The organism is Nocardioides sp. B-3, from assembly GCF_024703895.1.
Taxonomy (GTDB): domain Bacteria; phylum Actinomycetota; class Actinomycetes; order Propionibacteriales; family Nocardioidaceae; genus Nocardioides.
In genome coordinates, this window is sequence record NZ_CP087968.1 from 332,780 (window position 1) to 353,059 (window position 20,280).

Annotated in this window: 30 protein-coding genes and 4 pseudogenes; 18 read left to right on the forward strand and 16 right to left on the reverse strand. The window is 66.8% G+C overall.

Annotated elements, in window-relative coordinates; all coding sequences use genetic code 11:
* The first annotated feature begins 24 nt into the window (after positions 1–24).
* A complete protein-coding gene (locus LP418_RS02260) occupies positions 25–420 on the forward strand; it encodes a hypothetical protein (RefSeq protein ID WP_257955066.1) in 396 nt (131 codons plus the stop codon).
* 228 nt (positions 421–648) lie between these two features.
* Positions 649–1,218, forward strand: coding sequence for a hypothetical protein (locus tag LP418_RS02265; protein WP_257955067.1), 570 nt, complete (start codon positions 649–651; stop codon positions 1,216–1,218).
* Between the two features lie 94 nt (positions 1,219–1,312).
* Here the strand turns inward: LP418_RS02265 and LP418_RS02270 are convergent, their stop codons facing one another.
* Positions 1,313–1,591, reverse strand: a complete 279-nt coding sequence (locus LP418_RS02270) for a type II toxin-antitoxin system RelE family toxin (RefSeq protein ID WP_257955068.1) — start codon at positions 1,589–1,591, stop codon at positions 1,313–1,315.
* A gap of 389 nt (positions 1,592–1,980) precedes the next feature.
* Positions 1,981–2,394 (reverse strand): VOC family protein, encoded by a 414-nt coding sequence (locus LP418_RS02275; protein ID WP_257955069.1) that lies wholly within the window; start codon positions 2,392–2,394, stop codon positions 1,981–1,983.
* 893 nt (positions 2,395–3,287) lie between these two features.
* Here LP418_RS02275 and LP418_RS32165 point away from each other — a divergent pair.
* The 4 genes and pseudogenes from LP418_RS32165 to LP418_RS02290 form a co-directional block, all read left to right on the forward strand.
* Positions 3,288–3,557 (forward strand): annotated as a pseudogene (locus LP418_RS32165) (choice-of-anchor L domain-containing protein); the annotation flags it as partial.
* A 212-nt stretch (positions 3,558–3,769) separates the two neighbouring features.
* A complete protein-coding gene (locus LP418_RS02280; protein ID WP_257955070.1) occupies positions 3,770–4,177 on the forward strand; it encodes a hypothetical protein in 408 nt (135 codons plus the stop codon).
* Positions 4,152–4,598 carry a hypothetical protein gene (locus LP418_RS02285; RefSeq protein WP_257955071.1) on the forward strand — a complete coding sequence of 149 codons (447 nt, stop codon included), beginning with the start codon at positions 4,152–4,154 and terminating at the stop codon, positions 4,596–4,598. Before LP418_RS02280 ends, LP418_RS02285 begins: the two co-directional genes overlap by 26 nt.
* A gap of 76 nt (positions 4,599–4,674) precedes the next feature.
* Positions 4,675–6,807 (forward strand): hypothetical protein, encoded by a 2,133-nt coding sequence (locus LP418_RS02290; protein ID WP_257957301.1) that lies wholly within the window; start codon positions 4,675–4,677, stop codon positions 6,805–6,807.
* Here the strand turns inward: LP418_RS02290 and LP418_RS02295 are convergent.
* A pseudogene (locus LP418_RS02295) lies at positions 6,774–7,266 on the reverse strand (IS1380 family transposase); the annotation flags it as partial. The gene LP418_RS02290 and the pseudogene LP418_RS02295 overlap by 34 nt on opposite strands.
* Before the next feature lie 395 nt (positions 7,267–7,661).
* Here LP418_RS02295 and LP418_RS02300 point away from each other — a divergent pair.
* Entirely contained in the window at positions 7,662–7,838 is a 177-nt protein-coding gene (locus tag LP418_RS02300; RefSeq protein ID WP_257955072.1) for a hypothetical protein, read from the forward strand.
* A gap of 107 nt (positions 7,839–7,945) precedes the next feature.
* On the opposite strand, the gene LP418_RS02305 is transcribed toward LP418_RS02300, so the two are convergent.
* Positions 7,946–8,260 carry a putative quinol monooxygenase gene (locus tag LP418_RS02305; protein ID WP_257955073.1) on the reverse strand — a complete coding sequence of 105 codons (315 nt, stop codon included), beginning with the start codon at positions 8,258–8,260 and terminating at the stop codon, positions 7,946–7,948.
* Between the two features lie 192 nt (positions 8,261–8,452).
* Positions 8,453–9,067, reverse strand: a complete 615-nt coding sequence (locus LP418_RS02310) for a recombinase family protein (protein WP_257955074.1) — start codon at positions 9,065–9,067, stop codon at positions 8,453–8,455.
* 167 nt (positions 9,068–9,234) lie between these two features.
* Between LP418_RS02310 and LP418_RS02315 the strand changes: the two genes are divergently transcribed.
* Both LP418_RS02315 and LP418_RS02320 read left to right on the forward strand, forming a co-directional pair.
* Positions 9,235–9,468 (forward strand): ribbon-helix-helix domain-containing protein, encoded by a 234-nt coding sequence (locus tag LP418_RS02315; RefSeq protein ID WP_257955075.1) that lies wholly within the window; start codon positions 9,235–9,237, stop codon positions 9,466–9,468.
* Positions 9,465–9,707: a hypothetical protein gene (locus LP418_RS02320; protein ID WP_257955076.1), complete on the forward strand. Its 243-nt coding sequence runs from the start codon at positions 9,465–9,467 to the stop codon at positions 9,705–9,707. Before LP418_RS02315 ends, LP418_RS02320 begins: the two co-directional genes overlap by 4 nt.
* Positions 9,708–9,917: 210 nt before the next feature.
* Here the strand turns inward: LP418_RS02320 and LP418_RS02325 are convergent, their stop codons facing one another.
* The gene (locus LP418_RS02325) at positions 9,918–10,097 is read right to left on the reverse strand and encodes a hypothetical protein (RefSeq protein ID WP_257955077.1); all 180 of its coding nucleotides are present in this window, start codon (positions 10,095–10,097) and stop codon (positions 9,918–9,920) included.
* Between the two features lie 537 nt (positions 10,098–10,634).
* Here LP418_RS02325 and LP418_RS02330 point away from each other — a divergent pair.
* Together LP418_RS02330 and LP418_RS02335 are read left to right on the forward strand one after the other, a co-directional pair.
* Complete coding sequence (locus LP418_RS02330; protein WP_257955078.1) at positions 10,635–10,805, forward strand: hypothetical protein; 171 nt, start codon at positions 10,635–10,637, stop codon at positions 10,803–10,805.
* 67 nt (positions 10,806–10,872) lie between these two features.
* Positions 10,873–12,128: pseudogene (locus tag LP418_RS02335) on the forward strand (IS256 family transposase).
* A gap of 313 nt (positions 12,129–12,441) precedes the next feature.
* Here LP418_RS02335 and LP418_RS02340 read toward each other — a convergent pair.
* Together LP418_RS02340 and LP418_RS02345 are read right to left on the reverse strand one after the other, a co-directional pair.
* A complete protein-coding gene (locus LP418_RS02340) occupies positions 12,442–12,684 on the reverse strand; it encodes a hypothetical protein (protein ID WP_257955079.1) in 243 nt (80 codons plus the stop codon).
* Positions 12,681–12,914: a ribbon-helix-helix domain-containing protein gene (locus LP418_RS02345; RefSeq protein ID WP_257955080.1), complete on the reverse strand. Its 234-nt coding sequence runs from the start codon at positions 12,912–12,914 to the stop codon at positions 12,681–12,683. The genes LP418_RS02340 and LP418_RS02345 overlap by 4 nt, the downstream gene beginning before the upstream one ends.
* 205 nt (positions 12,915–13,119) lie before the next feature.
* Between LP418_RS02345 and LP418_RS02350 the strand changes: the two genes are divergently transcribed.
* The 6 genes from LP418_RS02350 to LP418_RS02370 all read left to right on the forward strand — a co-directional run bounded on the left by LP418_RS02350 (position 13,120) and on the right by LP418_RS02370 (position 15,570).
* Positions 13,120–13,362 carry a recombinase family protein gene (locus LP418_RS02350; RefSeq protein ID WP_257955081.1) on the forward strand — a complete coding sequence of 81 codons (243 nt, stop codon included), beginning with the start codon at positions 13,120–13,122 and terminating at the stop codon, positions 13,360–13,362.
* Entirely contained in the window at positions 13,359–13,577 is a 219-nt protein-coding gene (locus LP418_RS02355) for a recombinase family protein (RefSeq protein WP_257956874.1), read from the forward strand. The genes LP418_RS02350 and LP418_RS02355 overlap by 4 nt, the downstream gene beginning before the upstream one ends.
* Positions 13,578–13,895: 318 nt before the next feature.
* On the forward strand, positions 13,896–14,513 hold the full coding sequence (locus LP418_RS02360; RefSeq protein WP_257955082.1) for a MerR family transcriptional regulator: 618 nt from the start codon (positions 13,896–13,898) through the stop codon (positions 14,511–14,513).
* Complete coding sequence (locus tag LP418_RS32170) at positions 14,395–14,688, forward strand: hypothetical protein (RefSeq protein ID WP_442940090.1); 294 nt, start codon at positions 14,395–14,397, stop codon at positions 14,686–14,688. Before LP418_RS02360 ends, LP418_RS32170 begins: the two co-directional genes overlap by 119 nt.
* 52 nt (positions 14,689–14,740) lie before the next feature.
* Positions 14,741–14,983, forward strand: coding sequence for a hypothetical protein (locus LP418_RS02365; RefSeq protein WP_257955083.1), 243 nt, complete (start codon positions 14,741–14,743; stop codon positions 14,981–14,983).
* A gap of 125 nt (positions 14,984–15,108) precedes the next feature.
* On the forward strand, positions 15,109–15,570 hold the full coding sequence (locus tag LP418_RS02370; protein WP_257955084.1) for a GNAT family N-acetyltransferase: 462 nt from the start codon (positions 15,109–15,111) through the stop codon (positions 15,568–15,570).
* A 171-nt stretch (positions 15,571–15,741) separates the two neighbouring features.
* Here LP418_RS02370 and LP418_RS02375 read toward each other — a convergent pair whose 3' ends face one another.
* The 8 genes and pseudogenes from LP418_RS02375 to LP418_RS30205 all read right to left on the reverse strand — a co-directional run.
* Entirely contained in the window at positions 15,742–15,975 is a 234-nt protein-coding gene (locus LP418_RS02375) for a hypothetical protein (protein WP_257955085.1), read from the reverse strand.
* 201 nt (positions 15,976–16,176) lie between these two features.
* Positions 16,177–16,482, reverse strand: a complete 306-nt coding sequence (locus LP418_RS32175; protein ID WP_442940214.1) for an RNA polymerase sigma factor — start codon at positions 16,480–16,482, stop codon at positions 16,177–16,179.
* Positions 16,395–16,610 carry a hypothetical protein gene (locus tag LP418_RS02380; protein ID WP_257955086.1) on the reverse strand — a complete coding sequence of 72 codons (216 nt, stop codon included), beginning with the start codon at positions 16,608–16,610 and terminating at the stop codon, positions 16,395–16,397. Before LP418_RS02380 ends, LP418_RS32175 begins: the two co-directional genes overlap by 88 nt.
* Before the next feature lie 46 nt (positions 16,611–16,656).
* Positions 16,657–17,364 (reverse strand): hypothetical protein, encoded by a 708-nt coding sequence (locus tag LP418_RS02385; protein WP_257955087.1) that lies wholly within the window; start codon positions 17,362–17,364, stop codon positions 16,657–16,659.
* A 402-nt stretch (positions 17,365–17,766) separates the two neighbouring features.
* Positions 17,767–18,753 carry a PIN domain-containing protein gene (locus tag LP418_RS02390; protein WP_257955088.1) on the reverse strand — a complete coding sequence of 329 codons (987 nt, stop codon included), beginning with the start codon at positions 18,751–18,753 and terminating at the stop codon, positions 17,767–17,769.
* Positions 18,754–18,947: 194 nt separating this feature from the next.
* Positions 18,948–19,160 (reverse strand): hypothetical protein, encoded by a 213-nt coding sequence (locus LP418_RS02395; protein WP_257955089.1) that lies wholly within the window; start codon positions 19,158–19,160, stop codon positions 18,948–18,950.
* A 3-nt stretch (positions 19,161–19,163) separates the two neighbouring features.
* The gene (locus LP418_RS02400; RefSeq protein ID WP_336276010.1) at positions 19,164–19,517 is read right to left on the reverse strand and encodes a hypothetical protein; all 354 of its coding nucleotides are present in this window, start codon (positions 19,515–19,517) and stop codon (positions 19,164–19,166) included.
* Positions 19,499–19,645 (reverse strand): annotated as a pseudogene (locus LP418_RS30205) (VOC family protein); the annotation flags it as partial. The gene LP418_RS02400 and the pseudogene LP418_RS30205, both read right to left, overlap by 19 nt.
* Before the next feature lie 170 nt (positions 19,646–19,815).
* On the opposite strand from LP418_RS30205, the gene LP418_RS02405 reads away from it, so the two are divergent.
* Entirely contained in the window at positions 19,816–20,208 is a 393-nt protein-coding gene (locus LP418_RS02405) for a VOC family protein (protein ID WP_257955091.1), read from the forward strand.
* Positions 20,209–20,280: the final 72 nt, after the last annotated feature.

A 20,280-nucleotide genomic window follows, 5' to 3' on the forward strand; every position in this document is an offset into this window, starting at 1 on the left:
GGTGTCCGGCTTGGGACCGATCCGTTGGGGCGCTACATCACCGCGCCCGTCGAGCGCTGGCGTCCCGTGTTCAGTCCTCGCGGTCGGTTCCGGCTCGGCATCCACCTGAACTGGTCAGGAAGCGCGAGTGCGCGGTGGTTCGACGCCGAAGACGCCGGCGACGTGCTCGAGTCCTACAGCCCGGTGCTGACCAACGGCACCGCGGCCGACGTGCGCACCCGGGTCGACCCTGAGGTCCTAGCCCGGTTCCTGCCGCTGTTCCGGATCAGCAACCAGCGGCGCACCGCGTGGGCGGCACACCTCAAGTCGCTCGGCTATGCCACCGAGGACACGGCCCTGGGCACATCGTGCCGCTGTCTAGCGGCCGGGAGCGCGCCGCAGCGATCCTGCTGTCGGCCTCGGGGAGCCGCATGGCCCTAGGAGGCGGTGGTGCGTTGATCGCCCATGGTCTGGTCGATCGCGACTCGGAAGACTCGGACGCGTTCATTGACTCCCGCGAAGACTTCCGGACTGTCGCGAGCCGGGTCCGGGCCGCCTTCTTGGGCGCCAACTACGAGATCAGCGACAACGACAGCCCGGGGCGACCCGAGCCAGATCCTGACCTGGTACGTGCGCCCTCGCAAGACCACCACCCGCGGCCGTCCGACCATGCCGTTGAAGATCCAACTCCTGCGCGACCCGATCCTCCTCGACCCGGTCCCCGGGCGGTACGGGCCGATGATCGATCCCGTCGAGCTGGGTGCTCAGAAGCTGACAGTCATCTATGAGGACGCCCGTCCCCGCGACTACGACGACCTCGCACGCATCGCGACCCACTACCGCCTCGACCGGATCATCGAGGTCGCCGATGAGCGACAATTCCGGCCACTGGACCGGCCCACGATTGGCGCGACACTGCGGCAGGTTGCGCGCATGCAGGGCCGCCGACATCCCCGAGGGATGCGGACTCCACGCGTTGGTCGCCTACTACGACTCCGTCGCCGACCCCATCGCCACCGGCGACCCGGGCCACGCCAGCAGCCTGCCGACGCCGTACAGCCCCCAGTGGCCCCCCGCACGGACAAGCAGACCAGAACCGGCGGGCGGAGGATCTACCCCGGACATGGCTGCGCTGCAGCGGTATCTGCTCCAACAATCCCAGAACCGGCCCGACTCGCCATCTGGACCCAGTGCGCCCCCGCCCAACTCACCATCGCGATAGCGACAGGGCTGCGCTGACGCAGCGGCGCGACGACGCCACCGTTGCCACCGAGCCCACCCAGCCAGACGTCCCGATCGTGGATCCGCTTTCGGGGATCGGGCTACGCGTCCGTCACTGGGGACGGTAGGCGCCCGAGCGGGGTCGGATGTCGAGCACGATGACCGCGTGCTTGCCGTCATCGATCTCGTACAGCACGCGCCAGTTCCGACCAAACCGAGCACTGTAGATCCCAGCGAGTTCGCCCGTCAGAGCCTTCCCGACCCGTTGCGGATTCTCGAGGAGAGGGCCAGTGATGAACTCAACTGCAGCTGCGGCGACATCGTGAGGCAGTCGATCAGCCAAGGCCCGTCGAGCCGGGGCCGCGGTCCCGAGCTCGTAAGGATCAGTCACGAGGCGGAGCGGTCCTTGACGAGGGCGCGGACGGCTTCGGCTCCGTAGACGACATCACCGGATCGGACCGACTCACGCGCCTCGGCAAGGGCGCGCAGAGTCTCGGGATCGGACTTGATCTCCTCGGTTTCATGGAAGCGAGGTAGGTCTCGACCGCATGGGCGACTTCCTGTTGCACGCTGCGGTGGTCTTCCGCGGCCGCCGCGCGCAGGGCCGCATCAAGGTGGGCGGGGAGTCGTAATGTCATGGCCATACCATAACGGTATCAGATTGCACCATAGTGGTTCACTGCGTCCCGATAGTCGATCCCTCTGTGGCACGGTCCGCGTGCCGATCGGCTTGATGGCAACTGACGCACGGATTGCGGCAGATCAGTGCGTCTCGTCGTCCTACTGGACCAGCAGACAGAACGGGTGACCAGCGGGGTCGGCAAGCACATAGAGCGGTTCGCCCGCATCCGTCGACCGGTCGTACAGCAGACGTGCACCCAGCGCCTCTGCCCGCTGGCGGTGTCGCTCAAGGTCCTCGACGGTCCGCACCTTAAAGTCCATGTGCATCTGCATCGGCACCTGTTCGGATGGCCACGTCGGAGGCGTTGTTTCCTTCTTCTCCCGGATAGTCAGGACTCTGTTGCCTTCACTATCGAGCAGAACCAACCAATCGGCCTCGTCGGGCCCGCCATCCGGGGGCGGTTCTTCTCCTTGTCGGTAACGCAGACCCAGAAGTTCACGGTAGAACTCGCCCAGCGCTCGGCAGTCCTTCGCGTCAATCGCGGTGTGGAGCAGGACGGGGAATTCGGACACGTGCGCCTCCTCGGAGTGGGATCTCACGTTATCGGCGCAGGTCGGATGCTCCGCAAGCCGAACGGCATATGACGACAGACTGGGCCGGCCATCCACCCTCGCGAGAGGGGCGCCGCGACACCGGTGAGCGATCGTCAAGTGCGACGCACCCTTTCCGCGGACTGCAGCAACGGCAGTTGGCTCTCCCCGTTAGAGAATGCCCAGCGTGGACGTTCCTGAGCCGGTGTTGCTGACCGTTGACGACGAGACCTTCCGGGCACGTGCTGACCCCGACCAGCCCGGGGCCCGGCACTTGGACTGGGTGAGCGGTCCCAACGATGGCTACGGCTTCACGACGCGACGCTCCGACTCCAGCTGGGGTACCCGGGGAGGATTTGGAGGATCAGATCCGATCGTTCCTGCACGAGATTGACCCCGAGACGGGTTACCCGGCTGAGTAGGTCATGGCTCCTGCCGCGATGCTCCGGATGAGTTCGCCCGAGGTTGGGCACGCGGAGCGCGCTGGTGGTAGATCCCGCTGTGGCGAGCTCCGCGCGCCGATTGCCGACCGGGACGGGGGTACCACCGGAGTCCTCTTCCTCCTCGAGCGGTCTAGACGTGTGGCCGCAAAACTTGGACTTTCTCCATATCGGAGTCGCACCCTCTGGCTCCCCCTAGTGTCGGATCTCACACATCGATCCGGGGGCTCCATGAAACGCCAGCGTCTGTCCGTCCTAGTCGCCATCGCCACGGTGGTGGCCAGCGGTCTCTGCTTCGCTCCTGTCGCGCCTGTGCTCGCGGAGGACGCTGGCCCAGCCGGTGCCTTGGCCGCTGAGGCCGCCGCCGCCATCGTTGACCAACCGGGTCTCGTCACGGGGGCGTCGTTTGCGGAGCTCGCCGCGCCGGACGCGGTGATGACACAGGACTCGTCGGTCGCCGGCTTCCCGACCGTCCCGGGCGACTTCGCGATCCTCTCCAACGGCCGGGCATCTCGCTTGGAGGAGGTGAATGACTCCGGGCAAGACGGGGACTCCCTCGCCGGCCTGTCGCCGAGCCGCGGGAACTCCGCCCACGACGTCACCGTCCTCAAGATCGACCTCGACGTCCCGCCTTCGGCGAACTGCCCGGTCGGCCTAGACTTCCGGTTCCTCTCCGAGGAGTACCCGGAGTACGTCGGCAGCCCTTACAACGACGCTTCATCGCCGAGCTCGACAAGAGCACTGGACCACCCGGGGGTCGACGATCACAGCCCCGGACAACTTCGCGTTCGACCCCGACGGCAACCCGATCACCATCAACACGGTCGGGGCGCTGTCGATGACACCGGAGGCGGCGGAGGGCACCACCTTCGACGGGTCCACCCCGAGCCTGACGGCGGCCACGCCGATTACCCCGGGTGCGCACTCGCTCTACCTGTCGATCTTCGACCGGGGGCGACTCGGCGCTCGACTCAGCGGTCCCGGTCGACAACCTGCGGCTGGGCAGCGTCGCCCCGGAAAACTGCAAGCCGGGCGCGGTCCCGGCCGGCGGCGACTACGTGGCGCTGGGCGACTCCTACTCCTCGGGCTTCGGAGTCGCGCCGTACGAGGCGTCGTCGCATGTCGAGGGCGGCAACGACTGCCAGCGCTCGGATCGGGCGTACGGGCCGCTGGTCGCGGAGGAGCTCGGCTACCGGCTGTACGACGAACAGGAGGAGCACTTCACCTTCAAGGCGTGCCGGGGCGGCGTGACCCGGAACTTCTACCACCCGCGACGGCGAAGAGGGCAACTGGGGCGAGGTGCCTCAACTGGATCACCTGAATGACAACACCGAGCTGGTCACCTTCTCCATCGGCGGCAACGACGTGGAGTTCGGCAAGTTCTACTTGGAGTGCTTAGCTGGCTTCGAGCTCCTCCCGTGGAACACCTGCTCCGGGGACGGCAAGGTCGATGACTCCCTGACCGACAGCTTCAACCGCCTGAGTGGTTTCGCGGCCACGGATGACCGGCTGGAGAAGATCGTGCCGTTCGGCACGCTGTACGGCGACGTGGTCGAGCGGGCGCCGTACTCGACCCGCGTGGTCGTGGGCTACCCGCAGTTCTTCCCCGAGACTGGCGCGGACACGACGTTCCGGTGCAAGCTCATCAAGCGGGTCGATCAGGCCTACTTCTACGCGCGGAGCCGCGAGCTCATCGACAACGTGATCGCTCCCGCAGCTTCGCAGAACGGCTTCCCCGGTCGCTGACCCGGGGCCGAAGTTCGTCGGGCACGAGTTCTGCAGTGACAATCCATGGTTCTTCGGGCTCACCCATCCCGGAAAGGTGCACCCCACCGCCGAAGGGCACCACGCGATGGCGGAGACGGTGCTGGAGACGCTGGCCGCGGACCCGCGGGAGCGCTTCGTGGTCTCCCCGGAGGAGAGCGAGGAGTACAGCGTGAAGGTGGAGCGCCGGCTTCAGTCGCTGAGCGCGTTCATCCAGTGGCCGGGCAGTGACGTGGTGCTGAGCCCGGTTTCGCCGTCGGGCACGGTCTACTCCCGCGGCAGCACTGCGCCCGGGGTCGTGCAGGCGCACGGTCCGACGTGGGACAAGCTGGTCGTCCCTAACCCGGAGCAGGGGGCTTGGACGGTGCGGATGTACGGCGCGGACGTCGACCCGGGGGGCGAGGAGGTCCTGTTGTCGGTCGATCAACAGCAGGTGGCGAACCAGCGCCCGGTCCCGGCATTCGACCTGACGTACGACGGCACGACGCTAGCGCTCGACGCGACCTCGTCGAGCGACGCCGACGGGCAGATCACCACCTACCGTTGGTTCGTGGACAACGGCGAGACCGAGACCGTGCGTGAGGGCCGCCGGGGCGAGCATCGAGGTGCCCGCGGGCCGGCCAATGGCCGTGTCTCTGCAGGTGACCGACGACAGGGGCGACTCGGAGTTCCTGACGAAGCGGTTCGCCGCGATCGACGTCATGCCCGGGGCGGAGGTGGCGAGCGTCAACCCGACGTCCACTGGGATGACCCCGGTGGCGGTGCTGTCCTTCGAGGGCTTCGACGCCTCCGCCCTGAACGTAGCGACGCTGCGCTTCGGGCATGGCAACGTCGCCCCGATGGCGACCGGCGTGAATCGCCGGGACGTCGACGGGGACGGCACGCTCGACCCGGTGGTCCGTGTACCGACCCACGCGATGGGGATCCGGCCCGGCGACACCACCCTGTGCATGACCGGCTCAACCCGGGGACGGGAAGTCGTTCCTCGGCTGCGACGGCATCCGACAGGTGCCGCCAGAATGATCCGGTGGGTGGTCGTCGCGCTCGTGGGGCTATTCGCCGGCAGCGCGACGGTGCTGAGCCCGGTTTCGCCGTCGGGCACGGTCTACTCCCCACGACAGCACCGAACCCGGCGTCGTGCCGGCGCACGGTCCGACGCGGGACAGGCCGGTCGTCCCCAAGCCGGACCAGGGGGACGCGGACACGGATGGACGGGGCGGACGTGGACCCGGATGGCGAGGAAGCCCTGTCGCCGGGCGGCCACGAGCGGTTGGCCAACCAGCGCCCGGTCCCGGCATTCGACCTGACGTACGACGGCACGACGCTAGCGCTCGACGCGACCTCGTCGAGCGACGCCGACGGGCAGATCACCACCTACCGTTGGTTCGTGGACAACGGCGAGACCGAGACCGTGCGTGAGGGCCGCCGGGCGAGCATCGAGGTGCCCGCGGGCCGGCCAATGGCCGTGTCTCTGCAGGTGACCGACGACAGGGGCGACTCGGAGTTCCTGACGAAGCGGTTCGCCGCGATCGACGTCATGCCCGGGGCGGAGGTGGCGAGCGTCAACCCGACGTCCACTGGGATGACCCCGGTGGCGGTGCTGTCCTTCGAGGGCTTCGACGCCTCCGCCCTGAACGTAGCGACGCTGCGCTTCGGGCATGGCAACGTCGCCCCGATGGCGACCGGCGTGAATCGCCGGGACGTCGACGGGGACGGCACGCTCGACCCGGTGGTCCGTGTACCGACCCACGCGATGGGGATCCGGCCCGGCGACACCACCCTGTGCATGACCGGCTCAACCCGGGGACGGGAAGTCGTTCCTCGGCTGCGACGGCATCCGACAGGTGGGCGCAGAATGATCCGGTCGGTGGTCGTCGCGCTCGTGGGGCTGTTCGCCGGCTGGGCGACGGTGCCCAGCGTATTCGGACTCCTCTTCACGACCAGCGATGGGTTCGGCTTCAACCCCACCCCGCTGGAAGTGTTCGGCTGGGTGCTGCTGGCGCTGCTGTGGCCGGTGCTCACCGTGGGGGTTGGGCTATGGCTCGACCGGGTGTGGACGGGGCTGGCTGCATACGGCGTCGGCGTGGCGCTCGCCGTGGTGGTGGGGGCATCTTCGCGTGAGGCGCAATCGCGCCACGGGTCTCGGCTCCCGCGGTCGGACATCCCGCAAGCCGAACCCTGCTTGGCGTAGCCGTGGACCTCGATGATGGTGTCGTCGATGTCGAGCATCACCCGCTCAGCGGTGCCAGCCGAGGAGACGACCAGCGGGGTCCGGGCTGCCAGCCGGCCCGGGGAACCGGGAGGCCACGGCGTCGAGCTGACGGACGTGACCGAAGGTGAACGACCGCAAGAACGAACCCAGCGTTGAGGGTGCGTAGGCGTTGGTGAAGACCCGGCCCATCCCGCCGTGACGCAACAGCGCCATGTCGTCGATGGAGTCGGCGCCAGCGACCATCCCGGCGACCAGCGAGGTGACCTTCAAGCCGGCGTTGGCGCCCTTGTCGGTCGGCACGCTCAGATGCGTGTGAGCGAGTTCTCGGAGCCCGGCGGACCGGGCGAGAGTCAGGACCGGGACCAACCCGGCGGACGACACGAGATTCGGATCGTCGAACACCGCTGAGGTCGCGGCCGACGTGTGGCAAAGTTGCATCTACGAGATGCCCTTCGTACTTGGTGGAATTGGGACCCTGAAGAAGTCCGATTTTCCCAGTACGTAAGGGCATTCTCACTTCACGACGCGCTCACAACCCCAAGCTCATCGGTGGATCGAGGCTTAGGCAGCGCGAGCAAACGACTTATTGAGGCACTACGACGATCGACCACTCACCCGTCGTCTCAACCTCGACAGATCCCCGCGTCGCACAAGCGGATCGAGCAGCGACATCTCGGGGCCTCCAGCTCCGTCGACAGGCAGCCACAACGGCTGGTCGAAATGTCTTGCTGGATCACGTGCATAACAAGCAGATCTGGGCGCAGCGATGAATAGTGCGTGATATCTGCGCGGTCCACTACTTATGCAGTCGACCGCCCTGCGAGTCTTGGTTCATGGCAGCCCTGACCTTCAAGCTCATCGGCGGAGACCCGCCGCTTCATTTGCCCGAGGATTCGACCTTCTCCATCGAGGACGGCGTGCTGACGATCAAGGCCAGCGACGAGACGACGCACTACGCCCCACATGCATGGGAGTGGGTCCGAGATCGGCGGTCGGCGCCGCGGGCGTAACTTCCCCGTCCGCCACCTCGCCGATCCATCCGCCGACAGCGGCATGACAGCGCGGATCACGCCGTGACCGGACCAGCGCCGACAGAGGCCTGTCCGACCGCGCAGCGCTAGTTCTGCCCGCGCTTCTGCCACACAGGAGTCTGGACACTGACGGTCGGCGGGCCCCGGAGCAGTGGTTCCACCTCAGCGACGTATGACGTATAGGCCGTAGTGGCGAGGAACGCACGGGATGCGTCCGCATCGGTATAGACTTGGAAGGCCCTGATGACGTCCGGATCGTTGTCGTCGAGGCAGTAGAAGTAGGCGATATGGCCGGCGTTGGCCGCCACGGCAGGGGCCATGTGCTTCTCCCACACGGCGCGGACTTCCTCGCGTCGGCCGGGCTGGGTCTGGTGAGTGACAATAACGGCGACTTGACTCATGCAGTGAGCCTCCCACGGCGATCCGACAGTCGGCGAGAACCACCGGCGGCGAGCGCCGTCATCTCGGCATGTCCGAAAGTTCCGCAAGCCGAACCGCTATCGGGGACGCTGTTCTCGGCGGTCGGCTCCCGGGGAGCGTCGCTCGCCAGCGTCCCGCGACGGTGTCGGTTGCCGGACGCCAGCGAGATGCTGTCAGCGTCTTGTCGAGGCGTCAGCGAGTTCTGCCTTCGCAGCGGTGCGTTGGCGCTCGATCGCGCGGTAGACGGTGGAGCGGCCGACGCCGAACAGTTCGGCTACCTCCAAGGTGCTGTACTCGCCGCTGTGCACCAGCGACACAAGATGCGCCTCCTGCTTGCGGCTCAGCTTGGGCTGCTTGCCCTTGAGTCGCCCCTTGGCCTTCGCGACCTTCATGCCTTCGACCGTGCGTAGTCGGATCAGGTCGGACTCGAACTCGGCGACCATGGCCAAGACGTTGAACAGCAGCCGCCCGACGGCGTCGGTCGGGTCGTAGACCGACCCGCCGAGCGAGAGGCTGATCTGCCGGGTCGTGAGCTCGTCGGCGATCGCGCGAGCGTCGGGCAGGGACCGGGCCAAGCGGTCGAGCTTGGTGACAACCGTGGTGTCCCCCGCGCGGCAGGCGGCCGGGGCCTCGCGGAGTCCCGGGCGTTCGCGGTTGGTGCCGGTCAGGCCGTGGTCGACGTAGATGCGCTCGGCCTCGACATCGAGGCCGAGCAGGGCGCCGCGTTGCGCAGTGAGGTCTTGTGCATCGGTGGAGCATCGGGCGTACCCGACAAGTAGTGCGCTCATGACGCACCTCCCAAAGGGGTTGGCTCTGGCCGTGCCACGGGGCGTGGTCGGCTCGGGCGTCGGGCCGAAACCCGACCCCATCAGCGACTGCCCTTTTATCCCGGTCCGCAAGTACCGTGGCTGGCAGCTGCTTCCGCGGATCCGCTTTTCGTAATACGATTCTGCTTATGGTCAGTGAGGAGCAGATCCAGCAATGGGCGGACGAGGCCGAAACTGGCTACGACGTCGAGGAGATGAAGCGCCGCGGGCGCGGTCGGCCCGGACGTGGCGCCGAGCCGATGCAGGTCGTTGCAGTACGCCTCACAGCTGAGGAGCTCGCCGCGGTCGACGCAATCGCCGAGCGAGAACACATCTCGAGATCCGAAGCAATCCGCAGGGCGCTCGCCGGCTCTGCGGCGTGAAGGTCCACGACAGCGCACTCAAACACGGGGTACTCCCAGAGGACGCAGTTCAGGCAGCCGACTGGCCGCTCTGGGTGGAACCGATTGACAACGAGGACTGGCCGCACCGCGTGCTGCGGCTCGGATTCGACAACCAAGCGCATCTGCTCGAGACCGTCGTTCTTGTCTTCGAGAGCGGCGACGAAATGGTCATCCACGCCATGCCAGCCCGCAAGCAGTACTGGGACCTCTTGCCCTGAACCCGATGGCTCGGCTCCCACATCAGGATCCGCTTGCGACAATGCGGCCGCGCGTCCATTGGGTGTCCGAGCCCCGCTCCGGATGGCCCTTCCTTCTAAGGTGTTGCTCGGCATCACCGCAAGCCCCGGCGCCCGGCGCAGCCCTGTGGCTGCGGCAGCACAGAATCATGCCTCGCCAGTCTGATCCCGAAGCGCAACGAGCCACGCCTGTCAGCCGTGCAAGGGACCGGCCCAACGCCAGTCGCTCTCCGGGCCGAGGTATTCCACGCGCTGCACATCCTCGCCATGCTCCGGGTCGTCGATCGCCCGGGAGATGGCTGCGGCGTGGTCAGCGAACTCATCTTCCGCAACGACGTCGCCCATGCCGTCGAGAAACCGGTAGCGAGTCACGCTGGGCACGCTACCCCAGTGCCAGCGCGGTCCGTCCCGAGCCCCGGGGCCGCCGAAGTGCTGCCGCCGGCACGAGCACGGCCAATAGGAGACCGAGGACGAGGAGTCCGCGCAGGGTGGGCCGTAGGCGAGCTGCCGAGTCAATCGCGATCACATCCCGCCCCAAGTCCGAGGCCTCAGGCTGCGCGAGGTCGCCGTCGCCGTCATCAACGCCTCAACGACCAGTGCGGACCTCACCATGTGCCGACGCGGCTGTCTCGGACCGTCTCGAACCCTGCACAACAACACCGGCCTTGACACCACCCCAGCGGGACGTCATCACCCGTCCGGCGTCCAACCGCCGTATCGGTCTCGACTGGAGGGTGGCATCCCGGGTAGTGCCCCTGCACGAGAACGGCATATGACGACAGACTGGGCCGGCCATCCACCCTCGCGAGAGGGGCGCCGCGACACCGGTGAGCGATCGTCAAGTGCGACGCACCCTTTCCGCGGACTGCAGCAACGGCAGTTGGCTCGCCCCGTTAGAGAATGCCCAGCGTGGACGTTCCTGAGCCGGTGTTGCTGACCGTTGACGACGAGACCTTCCGGGCACGTGCTGACCCCGACCAGCCCGGGGCCCGGCACTTGGACTGGGTGAGCGGTCCCAACGATGGAGTTGAGTCCACGGGCGTGGTGTACGACGGGCCCGTCCTGAGCGTGGCGTCCTGACATAGCGACGGCCACCGCGTGATCCTTCAGAAGACCTGCGAAAGCACGACTGAAGGAGAACCAAACGATGACCGTCGACCCCAACTCTATTGACCTGACCACGTTCATGACCGACCACCTGCAGCGCCGAACCGGATCTGCTTCGCACGATGCTGTCCACGTTCGTCCAGGCGTTGATGTCGGCCGAGGCCGACGCGATCTGCGGCGCCCCCTACGGCACCCGCAGCGACGAGCGCACGAACTCCCGCAACGGCTACCGGACCCGCGACTTCGACACCCGGACCGGGACCGGGACGATGGAAGTCGCGATCCCCAAGCTGCGCGAAGGCTCCTACTTCCCCGACTGGCTGCTCCGAGCGCCGTCGGCGAGCAGAGCGGGCGCTGACCACGGTGGTCGCCACGTGCTACCTGCTCGGTGTCTCCACGCGTCGGATGGAGAAGCTCGTCGAGACCCTCGGCATCACCCGGTTGTCGAAGTCTCAGGTCAGCGTGATGGCCAAGGAGCTCGACGCGCACGTCGAGGACTTCCGCACCCGACCACTCGACCGGGGGCCCTACACGTTCCCGGCTGCGGACGCGTTGACGATGAAGGTCCGCGAGGGCGGTCGGGTCGTCAACACCCACGTCCCGGTCGCGACCGGCGTCAACGCTGATGGGCACCGCGAGATCCTCAGACTCGACATCTGCTCGGCCGAGTCCGAAGCCGGCTGGCTGACCCTGTTCCGCGGCCTGAACGCCCGCGGCCTGACCGGCGTCAAGTTGGTCACCTCGGACGCCCACGCCGGGCTCGTCGCCGCGGTCGGCGCGACGATGGGCGGTGCGTCCCGGCAACGCTGCCGCACCCACTACGCGGCCAACCTGATGGCCATCTGTCCCAAGCACGCCCGGGGTGGCGTGAAGGCGATGCTGCACTCGGTCTACGACCAGCCCGACGCCAAGGCCGTGCACGCCCAGTTCGACAAGCTCCTCGACACCGTCGCCGACAAGCTGCCCGAGGTCCACGACCACCTCGACGAAGCCCGCGCCGACATCCTCGCCTTCACCGCGTTCCCCAAGGAGATCTGGCGCCAGATCTGGTCCAACCCCAACGAACGCCTCAACCGCGAGATCCGCAGGAGGACCGACGTCGTGGGGATCTTCCCCGACCGCACCTCCGCGATCCGGCTCATCGGAGCCGTCCCGGCCGAACAACACGACGACTGGATCGAAGGCCGCCGCTACCTCGGACTCGACGTCCTCGCCCGCTCCCGGATCGCCCTGATCAACACCGACGAAACCACCACCGAACAGGAGGACATGACACCCGCCGCACTCACTGCCTAGAGTGCAACCACCGGATCACGCGGTGGCCCCTTCATCCACCACGACCGTGGACTTGACCCAACGATGGCTACGGCTTCACGACGCGACGCTCCGACTCCAGCTGGGGTACCCGGGAGGATTTGGAGGATCAGATCCGATCGTTCCTGCACGAGATTGACCCCGAGACGGGTTACCCGGCTGAGTAGGTCATGGCTCCTGCCGCGATGCTCCGGATGAGTTCGCCCGAGGTTGGGCACGCGGAGCGCGCTGGTGGTAGATCCCGCTGTGGCGAGCTCCGCGCGCCGATCCTGATGTGGGAGCCGAGCCGTCGGGTTCAGGGCAAGAGGTCCCAGTACTGCTTGCGGGCTGGCATGGCGTGGATGACCATTTCGTCGCCGCTCTCGAAGACAAGAACGACGTTCTCGAGCAGATGCGCTTGGTTGTCGAATCCGAGCCGCAGCTCATGGTGCGGCCAGTCCTCGTTGTCAATCGGTTCGACCCAGAGCGGCCAGTCGGCTGCCTGAACTGCGTCCTCTGGGAGTACCCCGTGTTTGAGTGCGCTGTCGTGGACCTTCACGCCGCAGAGCCGGCGAGCGCCCTGCGGATTGCTTCGGATCTCGAGATGTGTTCTCGCTCGGCGATTGCGTCGACCGCGGCGAGCTCCTCAGCTGTGAGGCGTACTGCAACGACCTGCATCGGCTCGGCGCCACGTCCGGGCCGACCGCGCCCGCGGCGCTTCATCTCCTCGACGTCGTAGCCAGTTTCGGCCTCTTCCGCCCATTGCTGGATCTGCTCCTCACTGACCATAAGCAGAATCGTATTACGAAAAGCGGATCGGTGGAAGCAGTGGCGGGCCACGGTACTTGCGTCCCGGGATAAAAGGGCAGTCGCTGGTGGGGTCGGGTTCGGCCCGACGCCCGAGCCGACCACGCCCCGTGGCACGGCCGAGCCAACCCCTTTGGGAGGTGCGTCATGAGCGCACTTCTTGTCGGGTACGCCGGATGCTCCACCGATGCACAAGACCTCACTGCGCAACGCAGGAGCCCTGCTCGGCCTCGATGTCGAGGCCGAGCGCATCTACGTCGACCACGGCCTGACCGGCACCAACCGTGAGCGACCGGGCCTGCGCGAAGCTCTCGCCGCCTGCCGAGCCGGCGACACCCCCGGTGGTCACCAAGCTCGACCGCCTCGCCCGGTCGCTTCCCCGACGCCCGAGCGATCGCGGAAGAACTCACCTCTCGACAGATCAGCCTGAGCCTCGGCGGGTCGGTCTACGACCCCACCGATGCCGTCGGGCGGCTGCTGTTCAACGTCTTGGCCATGGTCGCGGAGTTCGAGTCCGACCTGATCCGGCTCCGCACGGTCGAAGGCATGAAGGTCGCGAAGGCCAAGGGGCGACTGAAGGGCAAGCAGCCCAAACTCAGCCGGAAGCAAGAGGCGCACCCGGTGTCCCCTGGTCCACAGCGGTGAATACAGCACCTTGGAGGTAGCCGAACTGTTCGGCGTCGGCCGCTCCACCGTCTACCGGGCCATCCAGCGCCAACGCCCGGCGGCGAAGGCAGAACTCATCGTCGCCTCGACAAGTCGCTGACGGCGACTCGCCGGCGTCCCGCAACCGACACCCTCGCGGGACGTTGGCGAGCGACGCTCCCCGCGGGGCCGACCACCGATAACAGCGCCCCCGATAGCGGTTGGGCTTACGGCGAGAGTGGGCCATAGCCCGCGAACTTTCGAGACAGAATGCTCGGGCTTGACTCTCAAGCAGGTTGAGACGCGAGGTTTTCACTCATGGAGAACGAACTGCTGGGCATCGGCCGGTTGGCGTCGCTGAGCGGGCTGCCCGTCAGCGCTCTTCGTTTCTACGACGGTGCTGAGGTGTTGCGACCGTGCATGGTCGATCCGTCTACCGGATACCGGTTTTACCAGCCGAGCCGGGTGGTGCAGGCGCGACTGATATCGCATCTGCGCCGCGTCGGGCTTTCTCTGGACGACATCAGGACCGTGCTGACCGAACCGGCAGACGCAGCGCCGATCCCGGCCACGCACCTCAGTCGACTGGAAGCAGGCCCGGCCGATGCCCGCAGGGAGATCTCCATCGTTCATCAACTACTCGAGAACACGGAGATCACCATGACCCGCTGCACCTTGCCTGCCGCTGAATTGATCCGAGCCCTCAGGGAGGTTCGCTACGCGATCAGCAACGACCCGGACGCGCCGACGCTGAACGGCGTCTTCTCCGGACAGCGAACCCGGCAGGTTGCGCGTCGTTGCGACCGACCGGCACCGATTGGCCACCAGCACTCTGGCCACTTCCGAGCAATGCGAGCTTCACCTTCTGCTGCCGACAGCGGCGGTCGACGAACTCCTCGCCAGCGACCGGGATGGCACCCTCGACATTGTTGTTGACGACGACACGATCACCTTGACCGGGGACAGCGTGAACGTCCGGGCACACGTACCTGACGTCGATTTTCCGCCGTACCGAAACTGGCTCGAGATCGGTCGTCGCGAGTTCCCCGTGGACGCGGCCACATTGCAGGGCCGCACTCGATGCCGGTGCAACGGAGGACCTCACCCGTGACCACGACGGTGTCGCCTTCCGTGTCAGCCGACTCAGTGTCACCCGAAGTGGGGTGGAGGTCGGCACCTCCGACGATCCCGACGCGATGGTGATCGGGGTGAACCGCGAGTTCCTGCTCCAAGCGCTCCAAGCCGGTGACCAGCTCACCCTCGGCCCGGACGGACCGATCGCACCGCTCGCCATCCGCAACCCCGACCGGAGCCGGCACGCTCTCCATCCTGATGCCGGTCCGGCTGGATCAGCCCGCCTGAACCCGCCAGATCGGGAGCCGATCGCCCATTGCGAAACGCACTGAGTGATTCGCCCAGCGCGTCCCGCGAGCCGATCGGCTCGCGGAGCGTGCCAGTGCGGGATACCCCACTGGTGCTCATCCGACCGATGGGAAGCCCCCGGAGCCTGTACCTCCCGTAGCCTCGACCCGTGCCCGAACCGACGCTGCAGCTCGTCACCTCTGACAACGTCGAAGCAGCTTGCGCCATACGCCTCCTGCCCCATCAGGATGCACACGTCGAGTCAGTCGCCGTGTCCTTGGCGCTGGCGTACACCCTGCCAACCAAGGCGTGGCCGAGGCTGGTCCACGACAGGTCAGCGCTGGTGGCCGTCGTCATGGCCTTCCACCGGGTCGACTGGCCGGGCGACCCCTCAGGGGTAACCCGAAGCGGGCTCTGGCGACTCAACGTCGACGCTCAGCACCAGCATCAGGGATACGGGCGCTTCGCCGTTCTCGCGGTATGTGCTGACCTTCTTGAGCGAGGCGAGCGTACGTGCTTCGTTACCTACGACGCGGGCGAAGACGGACCCGAGAACTTCTACCTCAAACTCGGGTTCCGTCCAACCGGCGAGTTCAGCGGCCGTCAAGTCGTTGCCGGTTTGAAACTCTGACTTGGAATCGAGCTCCGTAAGAGGATCCGCTTCCGGTGATGAGGCGACGGCTCCGGCCGGACCGATCTCGGCGACAACTGCTGTCGTATGCCGTTTCCGCTTACGGACATCTACGAGCTGGGGTCGTCGTCCATCTCGATCGAGAGAACGCGCACGCTCCGCGCGGCAGGGTCAGTACGCGCCCGTGAAGATAGCCGTGGTCTTGATGAACGCCGGTGCGAGCCCAAGAACAGCTGCCGCAACGAGAAGCCGCTTGTCAGCTGTAAATGCCCAAGCGATGAGGAGCGCGGCCAGACCGCCCGCAACTGCGGCGATGAGCAGTGCGTACCGGTCGCGCGTCAACTCACCGACGGGCGTGGTCGGCGGCCCCCAGCTCGTCAGCGAGATCGCGATGAGGGTGGCCATGGCGAGGACGACCGCGAGTGGTAGTGCCACCAAGGCGCGGGCGGGGGATCCGGTCTGGGCCATGCCGGGAGAACGAGGTGCTAGCCGCGGGAGTCACGGCCGCTCACAGTGCGATCCGGTTCCGGTGAACGTTCGATGCTTGCGGTGATGATCGCTGCCACCCTGAGGGCTCTTCGACCTTTCGCGTGGCGCGTACAGCGTCTACAACTGAGCCAAGGCGGTAGCTCGGCTTCGGATCCGTTCCAGTCGCTTACGGGCCGCGGCCGCCGAGATTCCGACGACACTGGCTGCCTCACGGATCGCCGGGTCCTCCCAGTGGATCAGCGTGACGAGCTCTCGATCGTCCGGTGACAGCGAGGCCAACAGCGCGTCCGCCCGCTCTCCTGCGGCTTCGCTCGGCGCGGTCGTGGCCGTGTGGGTCACGGCGCGGAGGCGATCGGCGAGCGCCGCACGCCGAATGCCGCCTCGGCGGTGGTTGGCCAGCGTGCGCCGGGCCACCCCGAGCATCCACGCGAGTGCCTCTCGGTCGTCGGCAGGCACCACTGGCAGGCGCTGCCGGTCGTGACCAGCACCTGCTGGTAGACGTCGGCTGCTTCGTCGCGAGGAACGGCGCGCCGGACCAAATAGGCGAGCACGGTTGGCCCGACGGTGGCCGCCAGTGTTCGAGCCGCTCGGCGTGGCTCACTTCAGGCCCCACATCTCGTCGCATCCGCGAGCGGCCTGTCGGGTCAGCTTGTCGGCCTCACCGGCGGAGATCTTGGCGGCCTTGGCAGTGTCGAACTCGACGATCCCACCACCGTCGATCGCGTGGTTGAGGTCGGAGGTGGCGAGCGTCATCAGTTCGTCTCCCGCACGTTGCCAGCCTGCCCGGTCGTCCTGCTCGATCGCTGCGATGCCAGCGGTGAGCCATGCGCACTCGGCGAGGAAGGCGTAGGACGCGTCGATGCCGGTCTCCTGCTCCATCAGACCGAACCCGCCGGGCTGGCAGTCAGGGTTGGCGGCAGGTCTGGCTTGCAGGACTCGGGTTGCCCGGGCCCAGCTGCGGCCAGATGGCAGGGCGCTGGTGGGCTGGCGCTGCTCGAGGATGTCGAGGTAGTCGGGCGAGCACACGTCCAAATATTCGGAGCTGTCGACGTCCTCGGTGTTGGCCATCGGGTCGCCGAACCAGCCCGTGCGGGCGCCGACATAGGTCGCTGCCGCAGTCGTCGTGGGCACGCCCACGAGCAGGGCCGCCGGGCCGAGCGACATCCGTCGGCGCGGGCGTCGAACCTTGCGGGGCGACGTCGTCGTGGTGACGGTCGCCGGGCTTCGCGACTCAGCGCGGACGTCGTCGGCGTGCACCTCGACGCGCGCCGAGCGCAGGAGGTCGGACAGGGTGTCGTCGGTCATGGGGGCTCCTCGGATCAGGATGGCTTACATCCGGGAAATGTCCGGCCAATGGCGAGGATGTGACAAGGGGAGAGCCGGGCGCAGGGTAGAGGATCCTCATGCGATCGATCGATGTTGCAGATGCTTAATCTGCGCGGCGATGGCTTCGGTCTCGATGAGCCATGTGAGATCCCAGATTCCCAGTCACGATCATGGCCGGGGCAGGTCGGTGGTCTCCCAGGGACCTCGCCGCCGGACGGCGGTGTTGGCCTCGGCGTGTCCGCGATCACCCGTGGGGTCGTCACCTTCAAGAGATTTGGCACGCTCCGCGAGCCGATCCTCGTTCGGTCGCCGTTGGGGTCCTGTGTGGCTGGGGATCATCTCGACGCTGAAGGCGCGGTCGTGTATCCCGGGACGGGATTCTCAGCGCTGCAGGATGTCTCGTGCAGCGAGAATGCCCGGTCCGAGCCCCCAGACTCGCCACGTTCCGTCTTCCACCTTGATCAGGGTCACGAACGTCATGGCTGTCAGGTACGCCTCGAATACTCGGGACGCCGAGCTGACTTCCGGAACGAACCGCATGAATGCGATCTGGTCGGGAGCGTCGACGGCTCGGAGCACCTTTGACGCCAGAGAGCGATCAGCGAGGTGGTCGACTGCCCATCGATAGTCACCCCACGCGCGTGGGTCGTATGTGAGAACTCTGGCCAGATCGAGGTCGTCCAGGAGTCCTGCCCACCACCCGAAGGCGACCTGAGCGGGGTTGGTCATGTCGCCGGGCTCGCCGAGAGCGGCGATGCCCGCCTCGTCGTGGGACATGACCAGTGCAGGCACCGGGGAGACCGGACCGGGCGGATCGACGAGAGCATCAGCGGCAAGGTTGGCGAACATCGGCACCGTTGCGGTGAGGCTGGCAAGGAACTCATGGACGGTCTGTGGCGGATTCTGAAAGGCAGCGGTCTCGCGCTCAAGAGCGGAGACCACAGTCTCGGCGTGCCCGCCCAGCAAGCCGATGAGGAAGCTCTCCGGGTGGACAATCTCGATCCCGTGCGTCGCCGCACCATCGTCGGGAAAATCCTTCAGATTGAAAGTCACGAGGGTGTCGGCACCACCCCGGACGGCTGCGGCGAGCACGTGTCGGTCCTTGGGATCGCACGGCATCTCGTCAATGAGGTCATCAAACTCCTCAACGAGCGCCTCGGCTCCGAAGGCTTCCCTCATCATGCCGATCCGACGACGCGCATGCTCAGGTAGCACCCCAACTCTCGGAAGAGTCCTGTACACCTCGTCCAGGATCTGTTCCGACCACAACGGCTGAAACAGGCCGGACTCAGCGAGCCAGAGCAGCGTGGTCGCAAGCCGGATCGGAACGAGTGCGCACGCGTCAAGAACGGCAACTGGGCGGCTCACCGAGTGTTGACGACTGGGTCCGGAGGCGCGCCCTCGCCGATCTCCCCGGGCGAGGTCCTGCAGCGCGGCTCTGCGCCGGTTGGTGCTGTTCGCTCGGTAGCGGGCCAGTTCGGAGGCTGTGATCCGACGATGCACTCCGCCGCCCTCAGCTGCGAGCTCTCCGCGATCGATGAGACGCACAACTGTCATTCGACTCACGCCCAGAAGTCTGCGGCCTGCTGAGTGCTGACGAGAGTGTCGGACGGCAGTACCACCGCCTCGGGATTCGACTCCAGCACATCGACGAGTCGAAGGAACGCGTCATGGGCCGAATCGGAGACGTCGGGTGAGTCCTTCAAGTCTTGGAACACGCCTTCCAGCGCAGCGCGCAAGCGTTGCGCCCGGTCGTGCGCGATGGCCCCAGTCATCGCTCAAGCATACCTAACAACGCTCAAAACGCACAGGCGCTTGTTCCTCGACGCAGCGGCGTAGGTGTCGGAAGCCGATCGCTCATCGAGACGACAGCGGTCCGAGCAGGTCCCAGCGGTTGCCGGCGACGTCGACGAAGACGACGACTTGGCCGTGCACGGCTCCCACCGCGGTTCAGTGATGAACGCGACGCCCGCCCGGCGCATCCGCTCATGGGCAGCGTCGAAGTCTTCGACGCGCAAGAACAACCCGACGCGGCCCGCGAACTGATGGCTGACCACTCGATCTTGTCGCTCGCCATCGGCTTGGGCGGGAGTAATCCCGTTGTTGCTCCGGGTGGCCGCACGACGACCCATCGCTTTGGCCGGCCGTCCTTGGTCAACGACGGCGAGTCCTCGACGAGCTCGAAGCCGAGGGCGTCAACGAAGAACCCGATGGCCTTGTCGTAGTCGTCGACGACAAGCGCGACCTGCTCAAGGTGCATAGCGACAAGAATCCAGCCACGCGCGTCCTTCGACCAACTCGATGGCTCGGCGGCGTTTCGGGAGCGGATGGGCTCTCGGAGCACGTCGATTCGGGATGTGGACGAGACGACACCCCGGCCAGCCTCGAGGAATCGCAGGGTATGGGCCTGTGCTCTTCTAGGATCGTGAGGTGACGAGCATCAACGCCTTCCAGACGAATCTCTTCTGCGAAGACCTCGACGCCTGTACCACGTTCTACGAATGCCCGGGACTCAGACCGGTCTTTCGCGCGCCTGCCGAGGGACCGCCGGAGCACGTCGAGGTCGAGGCGGCCGGCGTGCGTATCGGTCTTACATCAGCGGCCGCAGCAAACCGGCACGTCGGACTTGGGGTCACTACCTCAGCCTCCGTCGCAACCGAGATCGTCCTATGGGTCGCTGACGTGGACGGCATGCACGAGGCTGCCTTGGCAGCGGGCGCTACCGAGGTCGTTGCACCGCTCGACTCACCTGACGATCGGCTGCACTTCTCGTGGGTCCGCGACCCCGACGGCCACCGTGTCAAGTTCGTGCAGAAGCGCTGACCTGACCCAGTTCGCTCCGCACTGCACGGGACGCGGGGCCGGACGGTCACCGCAACCGGATCGGCACGCGGA

What these genes read in the sequence shown, in the direction of transcription:
- LP418_RS02305 (WP_257955073.1), bottom strand. Translation starts at nt 8,260, where the DNA reads ATGAGTCAAGTCGCCGTTATTGTCACTCACCAGACCCAGCCCGGCCGA.
- LP418_RS02400 (WP_336276010.1), bottom strand. Translation starts at nt 19,517, where the DNA reads ATGGGTCGTCGTGCGGCCACCCGGAGCAACAACGGGATTACTCCCGCC.
- LP418_RS02315 (WP_257955075.1), top strand. Translation starts at nt 9,235, where the DNA reads ATGGTCAGTGAGGAGCAGATCCAGCAATGGGCGGACGAGGCCGAAACT.
- LP418_RS02300 (WP_257955072.1), top strand. Translation starts at nt 7,662, where the DNA reads ATGGCAGCCCTGACCTTCAAGCTCATCGGCGGAGACCCGCCGCTTCAT.
- LP418_RS02345 (WP_257955080.1), bottom strand. Translation starts at nt 12,914, where the DNA reads ATGGTCAGTGAGGAGCAGATCCAGCAATGGGCGGAAGAGGCCGAAACT.
- LP418_RS02265 (WP_257955067.1), top strand. Translation starts at nt 649, where the DNA reads ATGCCGTTGAAGATCCAACTCCTGCGCGACCCGATCCTCCTCGACCCG.
- LP418_RS02395 (WP_257955089.1), bottom strand. Translation starts at nt 19,160, where the DNA reads ATGACTGGGGCCATCGCGCACGACCGGGCGCAACGCTTGCGCGCTGCG.
- LP418_RS32175 (WP_442940214.1), bottom strand. Translation starts at nt 16,482, where the DNA reads ATGCTCGGGGTGGCCCGGCGCACGCTGGCCAACCACCGCCGAGGCGGC.
- LP418_RS02350 (WP_257955081.1), top strand. Translation starts at nt 13,120, where the DNA reads ATGCACAAGACCTCACTGCGCAACGCAGGAGCCCTGCTCGGCCTCGAT.
- LP418_RS02310 (WP_257955074.1), bottom strand. Translation starts at nt 9,067, where the DNA reads ATGAGCGCACTACTTGTCGGGTACGCCCGATGCTCCACCGATGCACAA.
- LP418_RS02385 (WP_257955087.1), bottom strand. Translation starts at nt 17,364, where the DNA reads ATGACCGACGACACCCTGTCCGACCTCCTGCGCTCGGCGCGCGTCGAG.
- LP418_RS02360 (WP_257955082.1), top strand. Translation starts at nt 13,896, where the DNA reads ATGGAGAACGAACTGCTGGGCATCGGCCGGTTGGCGTCGCTGAGCGGG.
- LP418_RS02375 (WP_257955085.1), bottom strand. Translation starts at nt 15,975, where the DNA reads ATGGCCACCCTCATCGCGATCTCGCTGACGAGCTGGGGGCCGCCGACC.